Source organism: Streptococcus sp. 2100, from assembly GCF_013276335.1.
Classification (GTDB): domain Bacteria; phylum Bacillota; class Bacilli; order Lactobacillales; family Streptococcaceae; genus Streptococcus; species Streptococcus pseudopneumoniae.
The window spans coordinates 1-9,134 of record NZ_VMKV01000064.1 but is presented as its reverse complement, the minus strand read 5'-3'; the positions used below and the strand labels follow the sequence as shown (position 1 = coordinate 9,134).

General features: G+C 36.7%; 5 protein-coding genes. 3 read left to right on the top strand and 2 right to left on the bottom strand.

Annotation, left to right across the window (positions count from 1 at the left end; all coding sequences use genetic code 11):
* Positions 1-466: 466 nt before the first annotated feature.
* Positions 467-1,660, bottom strand: coding sequence for an MFS transporter (locus HT669_RS08835; protein WP_001081491.1), 1,194 nt, complete (start codon positions 1,658-1,660; stop codon positions 467-469).
* Between the two features lie 325 nt (positions 1,661-1,985).
* Complete coding sequence (locus HT669_RS08830; RefSeq protein ID WP_230531986.1) at positions 1,986-2,768, bottom strand: ThiF family adenylyltransferase; 783 nt, start codon at positions 2,766-2,768, stop codon at positions 1,986-1,988.
* A gap of 370 nt (positions 2,769-3,138) precedes the next feature.
* Here HT669_RS08830 and pepO point away from each other — a divergent pair, with 370 nt between their 5' ends.
* From pepO to HT669_RS08815, 3 genes are all read left to right on the top strand, one after another.
* Positions 3,139-5,031: an endopeptidase PepO gene (gene pepO, locus HT669_RS08825; RefSeq protein ID WP_023940430.1), complete on the top strand. Its 1,893-nt coding sequence runs from the start codon at positions 3,139-3,141 to the stop codon at positions 5,029-5,031.
* A 183-nt stretch (positions 5,032-5,214) separates the two neighbouring features.
* The gene (locus HT669_RS08820; protein ID WP_000078994.1) at positions 5,215-5,838 is read left to right on the top strand and encodes a recombinase family protein; all 624 of its coding nucleotides are present in this window, start codon (positions 5,215-5,217) and stop codon (positions 5,836-5,838) included.
* A 427-nt stretch (positions 5,839-6,265) separates the two neighbouring features.
* Entirely contained in the window at positions 6,266-8,941 is a 2,676-nt protein-coding gene (locus HT669_RS08815; protein WP_166730939.1) for an LPXTG cell wall anchor domain-containing protein, read from the top strand.
* The last annotated feature ends 193 nt before the right edge of the window (positions 8,942-9,134 follow it).

The following is a 9,134-nucleotide window of genomic DNA, read 5'->3' as shown; positions in this document are numbered from 1 at the left end:
AAAACTGTCAAAGATGGGAATATACATTAAAAAAAAAATTAAGTCAAGTTAATTTTTGAAAAAATTAAAATAAGTCATTAAAAAATCTTTACACATCACACAAGGGAATCAATATATAGTGGATTGAATTTGGAATAGTCCACCGAGTTTTTTAAAACATTGTTAGAAATTCAAAGTAAATTATAAAAATGCCTTAGAAGCAGCATTGTACTACTCCAGCTCCAACTAACTCTATTTTGCTATATATTTAGTAGGATGTCTAATAAAACGCATAATCTCAAGGTTTATACACCTGATATTATGCGTTTTTATGATTTTAAAGATTCTTTAATTAGATTTACTATCTGTACTTCAAAAAGTGTTTTAATCCATCTATGGATAAGCCCTTAGTTTACTCTTTGATTTTTATTGAGTATGAGCGATTCTTTGATGAATTATTTTGAATCAGTATATCACACTTTAAACATCAATAGTTTTTACTTTTGGTTAATGGACTAAAGTAACTAAATCCCCCTGCAAGAAATCTTATAGTACCTGCTAATATTAGAATACTTATGATAGTTAAGTTATGTGAAACAAGTATCCCTCCAAGGTATGCTCCTAAGGGGATAGAAGCAAATGAGATCATTCTAGTAATACTAACAACACGTCCCAACATTTCTTTTTTGACAACTTTTTGTCGTAACGTAAAATATGTAATGGCATTGATATTGCCAAACATATTACTCAAACCTAAAAATACTCCCATATATATATAGTTTGTGTTAATTGATAGCAACATAGTAGATAGACCAGCTAGCATTGTACTGATGGAGAGGATTTTTCCATATCTAAACTTTTTAATTAATTCAGGGGCAAGAATAGCACCTAATATAGCTCCTACACCAGCTATTGAGAGTATTAATCCATAGTGAAAGGAGGTATAGCCTAGAACATCTGTAATATAGTAAACTAAGTTGGCCTGAAATATATGAATACCAAAGTTTGTTCCAAAAAAAAGAATAGCTCCACTTAGGATGATTTTATCATTTTTTACATAGTGCAAACCAATAGATATTGTTTTAGAAAGACTCTCTTTTTTAGAGATATTTACTAGTGTATTTTCTGGAGTTTTTATGCAGAGAATTAATAGGCTGGCAATTAAAAAGGTAAGAGCATTGACCCATAAAACTTTAGCTGGATTAATAAGTAATAGAACAGAACCACTAATCATAGGACCAATAAGATTTAATGTATTGTCAATAAGTTGGATTCCTGAATTGGCTTTTGATAGCTGATTGTCTGTTACAATCTGTGGTAACAAGCTTTGAAATGCTGGGTGGACTAATGGCTCTGTAGAGGAGAGCAGGAAGGTTAAAATATAAATTAAGAGTAAGAGTATATTATCATTTTTAAAAGATATTATTAGCAAACTTAGAATGACTAATGAGATTAAATGACATATTGAAATGATATATACTTTTTTGAATTTATCTGCTAATATACCTCCTACTAGAGAAAATAAAATCCATGGTAAAAATGAAATACCGTATAGAGTAGCCATATGAAATGGAGATCCTGTTTTCTCAAATACTAGCAAAGGTAGAGCTAATTTTCTTAGCCAATCACCAAAGTTGGATACAAGAAATGTTAGCCACAATATTTTGTAATTTCTATTCAATAATATTACCTCCACGACAGGTTATACAATTGGGATCTATATGCCAATGCTCGGCTATTTTTGTAGTCATTGTATTCATATCTATAGATTTTAATTGGCCTACAGTAGTTAATTCACCGATACCAGTGATATATTTTGTAACTTCTGAACAAATGATACCAGTTGCTACAGATACTAGAGGAGCTATGGCAGTATTGTCACCAACTAAATTTAAACGAGTTCTTTCTTCAAGGATTAGGTGAGAAATAGGGTGTTCTTTTTGGATAGTATTTCTCCAACAATCTATGCATCCAGATATTTTGGGGATAATAGTATATTGCAGGGCTCATTGCGCTTCTAAACCTGCACAAAATAAAGGAATATTCAGCTTTACTATAGCTTCATTTACCCATCTTGCTAGTTTGATTTTAGGTCTATCCGCAACTAGTATTAAGCAGTCGAATCCTCGGAATGATTCAACAACATCTTCAGATGAATTGATTTTCTTTTCCTCAACAGTAAATTTTATTTGAGGATTAAATTCATAGATGCGTTGTTTTGCTATACTTGCTTTACTCTTTCCTATATCATCAAAGTTATATAAAATTTGTCTATTTAAATTAGATATATCAACGACATCAAATTCAACAGCTTTTATTTCTCCTATACCTAAGCCAGCTAAGTCATATATAATGTGAGAGCCTAATCCGCCTAATCCAATAATTCCAATTTTTGAATCAATTAATTTTTTTTGAGAAATATATTTATTTTCACTTAAAGTTGCGTAAGATGAAAAAAAGTTGATGTTTCTGTGATAACGTTCTAATTCATACTTGGATAATATTTTAGAACCAGTAAGATTTAAATCCTCGATAAATCGTTCTTTACTGATTTCATCAATAGCTTCCATTACATCAGATGGTGATAGTTCACTGTAGGTTTCTGAAACTTCTCTTATGATTTTTTCGACGGTATTAATTCCATCCATTTTTTTGAGCATGTATTCAATAGCTCCGCTAGGGTCTTCATATTCTGTAATTTCTCCAACCCCACCTATATAGACCGATCCGTCTTTATATACTACTGGGTAAGCCTTTTTTAGTTTTGGACGAGCTTTTAGTAGATCCATTATATCTCTTTATATCAATTAAAAGAAAAGGTAACTAGAGAAAGTCTAGTTACCAGCCTCGGTGAAGAAAGTATTACTATCCTTCTACTGCGATTCCTGCAATACTTACAGAATGAACACGTTTTTGCTTAAGCATAAAATCTACCTCCTAATATTTAAATTTCAAGTAGCAAAGCTATGAGATAGATAGAATTTTATCATTTTATATATTTTTTGTCAATTCATTTTTCAGACAATTAATTTTTTTGTGAATTTTTAAAAAATTGAAATAATAACTGAAAAATGATAGAAAAGGAAAGTTCATTTTTAATTGCATTCCCTAGTGATTTTTGTTAAGATAAAGACAAATACAAATGAAAGAGAGAACAAGATGACACGTTATCAAGATGATTTTTATGATGCTATCAATGGAGAATGGCAACAGACAGCTGAAATCCCAGCAGATAAGTCTCAAACAGGAGGTTTTGTTGATTTAGATCAGGAAATTGAAGACTTGATGCTGGCGACAACAGACAAGTGGTTAGCAGGTGAAGAGGTGCCTGAGGATGCTATCTTGGCAAACTTTGTCAAATACCACCGCCTAGTTCGTGATTTTGACAAGAGAGAAGCTGACGGTATCACACCTGTCTTACCACTCCTTAAAGAATTCCAAGAGTTGGAGACTTTTGCGGATTTTACAGCTAAACTAGCAGAGTTTGAGCTTGCTGGAAAACCAAACTTCCTTCCTTTTGGTGTATCGCCAGACTTTATGGATGCTAGAATCAATGTTCTATGGGCTAGCGCTCCAAGCACAATCTTGCCAGATACGACCTACTATGCAGAAGAACATCCTCAGCGCGAAGAGCTCTTGACTCTTTGGAAAGAAACCAGTACAAATCTTCTCAAGGCTTATGATTTCTCTGGTGAAGAAATTGAAGACTTGATAGAGAAAAGACTAGAATTGGACCGCCGAATTGCAGCAGTTGTGCTTTCTAATGAAGAAAGTTCAGAATATGCCAAGCTCTACCACCCATATTCATATGAAGATTTCAAGAAATTTGCGCCTGCCCTACCTTTGGATGACTTTTTCCAAGCTGTTCTTGGACAAGTACCAGACAAGGTTATTGTAGACGAAGAACGTTTCTGGCAAGCAGCAGACCAATTCTATAGTGAAGAGGCTTGGCCTCTCCTCAAGGCAACCTTAATTTTAAGTGTTGTGAATCTCTCAACCAGCTATTTAACAGAAGAAATCCGTGTCTTGTCAGGTGCCTATAGCCGTGCGCTTTCAGGAGTTCCACAAGCTAAAGACAAGGTCAAGGCAGCTTATCAACTAGCACAAGGTCCTTTCAAACAAGCCTTAGGTCTTTGGTATGCCCATGAAAAATTCTCTCCAGAAGCTAAGGCAGACGTAGAGAAAAAAGTAGCAACTATGATTGATGTCTATAAGGAACGCTTGGCTAAAAATGACTGGCTGACTCCCGAAACTCGTGACAAGGCCATCGTCAAACTCAATGTTATCAAGCCTTACATCGGTTACCCAGAAGAATTGCCAGAACGCTATAAGGACAAGGTAGTGGATGAAACGGCTAGTCTTTTTGACAATGCTCTAGCTTTTGCGCGTGTGGAAATCAAACACAGTTGGAGCAAGTGGAACCAACCTGTTGACTACAAGGAATGGGGCATGCCTGCTCATATGGTCAATGCCTACTACAATCCACAGAAGAACCTGATTGTCTTTCCAGCAGCTATTTTACAAGCACCTTTCTATGACTTGCATCAGTCATCTTCTGCTAACTACGGGGGTATCGGGGCGGTTATTGCCCATGAAATTTCCCACGCCTTTGATACCAACGGAGCTTCCTTTGATGAAAATGGTAGCCTCAAGGATTGGTGGACAGAGAGCGACTATGCTGCCTTCAAGGAGAAAACACAAAAAGTTATTGACCAATTTGATGGACAGGATTCTTATGGAGCAACCATTAACGGTAAATTGACTGTGTCAGAAAACGTGGCTGACTTGGGAGGAATCGCTGCAGCGCTTGAAGCAGCTAGGAGAGAACCAGACTTCTCAGCAGAAGAATTCTTCTACAACTTCGGTCGCATCTGGCGCATGAAAGGTCGTCCAGAATTTATGAAACTCTTGGCTAGCGTCGATGTGCACGCGCCAGCCAAACTCCGTGTCAATGTACAAGTGCCAAACTTCGATGATTTCTTTACAACCTATGATGTCAAAGAAGGAGACGGTATGTGGCGTTCACCAGAAGAGCGCGTGATTATTTGGTAATACAAAGAGACAAGTAAAACTCCTATAATTACACCTTCCCTATCTATGTACACCCTAAAAAGTTAGATAGAATAATCTAGCTTTTGGGGTGTACATAGATAGGGATTATGAAATTGAAGTCTTTTCTTATTTTAAAATTCATAGTAAAATATCCCTCTGTATCAAGATAACAGGAGGATTTTTATGTCTCAAAAGACTATCAACATAGGCTACGCCCGTGTATCTACTCATAAGCAAGACCTAGGATTGAAAGTGCAAATCGAAGCTCTCAAACATTGCGATAAACTTTTTATAGAAAAGGAATCTGGTGCAAATAACACTCGTCCTGAACTTACAAAAGCCTTAAAACTGGCCTCTGACTTTTCGAAAGATGGCAAGCAGGTTACTTTCACTATCTATAAGTTAGATAGACTGACTCGATCTATGTTTAAGCTACTAGAACTTATTGAACAATTTAATGAATATCATATTCAGCTAGTCAGTTTGCATGAAAAACTAGAAACAGACTCTCTTATTGGCAGGTTACTTTGCGTCATTTTAGGCTTTGTGGCAGAAAATGAGCTGGAAAATCTGAGGTTTCGCACAAAAGAAGGACTTCGAAAAGCTAAGGAAAATGGTGTTAGATTAGGAGCAAAACGGATTTCAAAAGAAAAGGAGGAGCGGATACTTAACAAATATCTACATTCAAATATAAGCATACGTAATATTGCAAAAGCTGAACAAATTTCTACATCAACCCTATATAAAGTGTTAGAACGCAATAAAGTGGCGAACAATCGTCAAAAAAAAACGGAAAATCATTGCTAAAAATAGGGAAAAATGGTAGAATGAAGCTGTAAATTTGTTTCGATTAACGACCGTTTGATGAAACAGTCAAAACAACAATATGAATATTTAAAAAATACGAGTTTAACAGTGTTTTTAACCTGTATTAGACTGGTATTTTTTGTGTATCGTTTAACGGTCGTTACGCGATACACTTAGTTCCCTATCTCTAAAGTAGTTAGCGAGCTTATGGTAACAAAAAATTTAAAAATTATTAAGATATGTAATAGTGTAATAGCTGTATTGTTCAGTTAATGGATAAAGGTTCATTTAAGGCTTCTATCAAGAACATTAAATGTTTAGAGAATGAGTTGGCTCAAAATTTTGCTTTTGTGGTCTTGAAAGGAAGTTGATTTTGTTATTTTATAAGCCTAAAAAGGCAATTATACATTCCCAAGGAGGAAAAATTATGAATAAACTAACTAAACTAGGTATTGTCACTTTCTCTGCTGTAACTCTTAGTGCTGCCGTGCCAACTTTGGTGCGTGCCGAGGAAAACGTTGCGCCGCAGCCAAATGTTGCTGCTAAACCTAATGTTGCTCAACCAACACCTGCACCAAAACCTAATGGTAGCTGGGTTGATTTCAGTATGCTCGACCCAATCGCTAAGCCAAAGCCAGGCAAAGAAGTTTCGAAACCTGCTGAAAAGCCGGTAGAAGAGCCCGCGCCTGTCGAAAAACCTTCGACCGAGGGCAACATTCTCGCAAACGGAACAGATGAGGCTATCGCAGAGGACAAGAAAAATGCTGAGATCGAGAAAAAATACAACGTCGATCCAACCAATCAGCTACCTGAGCCAGGTCTACCAATCATAACGCCTGAACCAGAACAACCTATAACAGATTCTGAAGAGATGAAGAAGATGGTGGCGGAAGATTTGGCATACAAAGCTGGCGCAGTCATGTCTATGACTAAAGAAGAGAACGACAAGATTGTATCTGAAGCAAATCAAAAGCTTTACGCTCTTTCTGGAATAGATGCTGATAAACTTCTAAACACGCCAATTCCCGGAACAAATGGGCAAGGCTTTCCTACTTTAGCAGACTGGACTTATCGAGAATACAAAGTCCAAGCAGATTTCTTGGATGCTGATCGTGTCCAAAAATATGGATACACTACTGAATCCAGGATTGATAGTCCAGAACACGCAACAGTTAGATCATTACGGTTCGATACCGATAAAGATGATGCAGATGGAATACTAACAGCAAAAAAATTCTCCGACTACACTTTTAGCCACGTCGTAAAATCAGCTGCAGATCATCCAGATATCGACCCAGATCCAAAAGTTGTCAGAGTCAGTTATGATGCAGCTTATGCTTTGCGTGGTTCTGGCTACAAAAATGGTAAAGGAGATAATCTTTTTCGCTACTATTTTATTTATACTAAAAATAAACCAGTAGAAGAAAAACCAACACCTAAAGATCCGCAACCAGCGGAAACGGAAAAACCTGCTGAAATTTCGAAACCAGCGGAGACAGTTGAACCAACTGTGCAGCCGAAACCAGCTGAGAACAAGCCGGTTGAAAATAAACCAGCTGAAACACCCGTTCCATCTCCAAAACCAGCAGAAACCCCTCAACCAGAGGTTAAACCTGCAGAACAACCACAACCTGCTAAACCAGTGGAACCAGCCGAAAATACTGGATTGCCAAAGATTCCTTATCGTAACGACCAGCCAAAACGTTGGTTTAATAATGGAACAGGTCGTCCTACTCTAACAACAAACGACCTTGCTGCTCCACTTCCTGCTGAAAATGTAGAAAAAACCTCTTACGGTTGGTGGACAGCTGAACCAGACTTGCTTCATGCAGGATCTCATATAAAAGTAAATACTTTTAATTCGAATTTCAATAATCCGATGTTCGAAAACGGTAAAGAGATAAAATTTAAAGGTAGCGGATTTGGAGATATGGACAGTAGGTTTAAACCTGCTCTTGTTCGAGTAAAAGTTCCAGAGTTGGAAGGAATGAACTACGAAGCTTATACAATCTTCTATGAAGTTCCTAATAAAAATGGAAATCCAACTTACGGAACAAATCGAACTCTCCAAGGTGGTGGCATCTCTTTAACTATCAAATCAAAAGAGAAGAAAGAAGATATTCAGGTTTATACATTAACTAAGGATAGAAAACTGGAAGAACTCTATTATCCAGGATTCCCAAGTGAAGAAACAAATCGCTATGATGAGAAAACTAAAACTCATTCATACAATCTATTTGGTGAAACCTACGATACTTACGTTTTCTTGTTTAAGAACCCTGCTGAAAAACCAGCTGAGCAAGTAAAACCTGAAGTTAAGCCAAGTGAACAACCTAAGCCAGACAAGCAACCAAGTGTTCCTACTGTTCCAGTTGATCAACCACAACCTGCTAAGCCAGAGAAACCAGCAGAAAAGCCAAGCGAGAAACCTGTAAATCCAGTTACACCAGTTGCTCCAATAACACCGACAACTCCCGTAACGCCTACGCTTAATCCAGCCATCCCAAACAATACTCGTGTTCTTTCGAACAAAGCTGGAAGCGTTCAAGTGCATGGTTCAGAAGCAACACTCAAAAATGTCAGCTATATCAAGGTAGAAGAAACCAAGCCGACTTCACTTGAATCAAAAGACTACAAGGCATTTGACATTCATCTATATGACGCGAATGGTAAAGCTATCCAGCCAAATGGCATGGTTCTAGTAAGTCTTTCTGCCGATAAGCCAGTTGAAAATGTTTACTATGTTGCTCCAGATGGTACTTTACAGGCATTGAAGTTCAAACAAGATACAGATAAGGTGACTTTTGAAACCAATCACTTCAGTATCTATGCTATGACTTTCAAAGTTGCCGCAAGCCGCAATAACGGAGGTAGTACAACTCCTGTTCCAGTTGTAAATAGTAGTAATACTGAACAAAAAGGAAATGACGCAAGTAGTACAAAAACTCAAGCTGAGTCGTTAGCAACTAAGACTGAAACTATTTCGAAACAAGTAGCTAAGACTTTGCCAAATACTGGAGAAAATCACTCAATTCTCGCCACCCTATTTGGAATGTTAACTCTAACTGCTGGATTATTTAGCTTTCGTAAGGAGTCAGAATAACTCCAATTCATAGTTTATCTATCAAATATTTTAGACTGTGAAAAAATCAATTTGAGGAGATGATTTAGAAAATCTTTTCATGATAAAACGCATAATATCAAATTATCTACATCTGATATTATGCGTTTTTTATAATTCTAATACTCTTCGAAAATCTCTTCAAACCACGTCAGCTTCGCCTTGCCGTAGATAT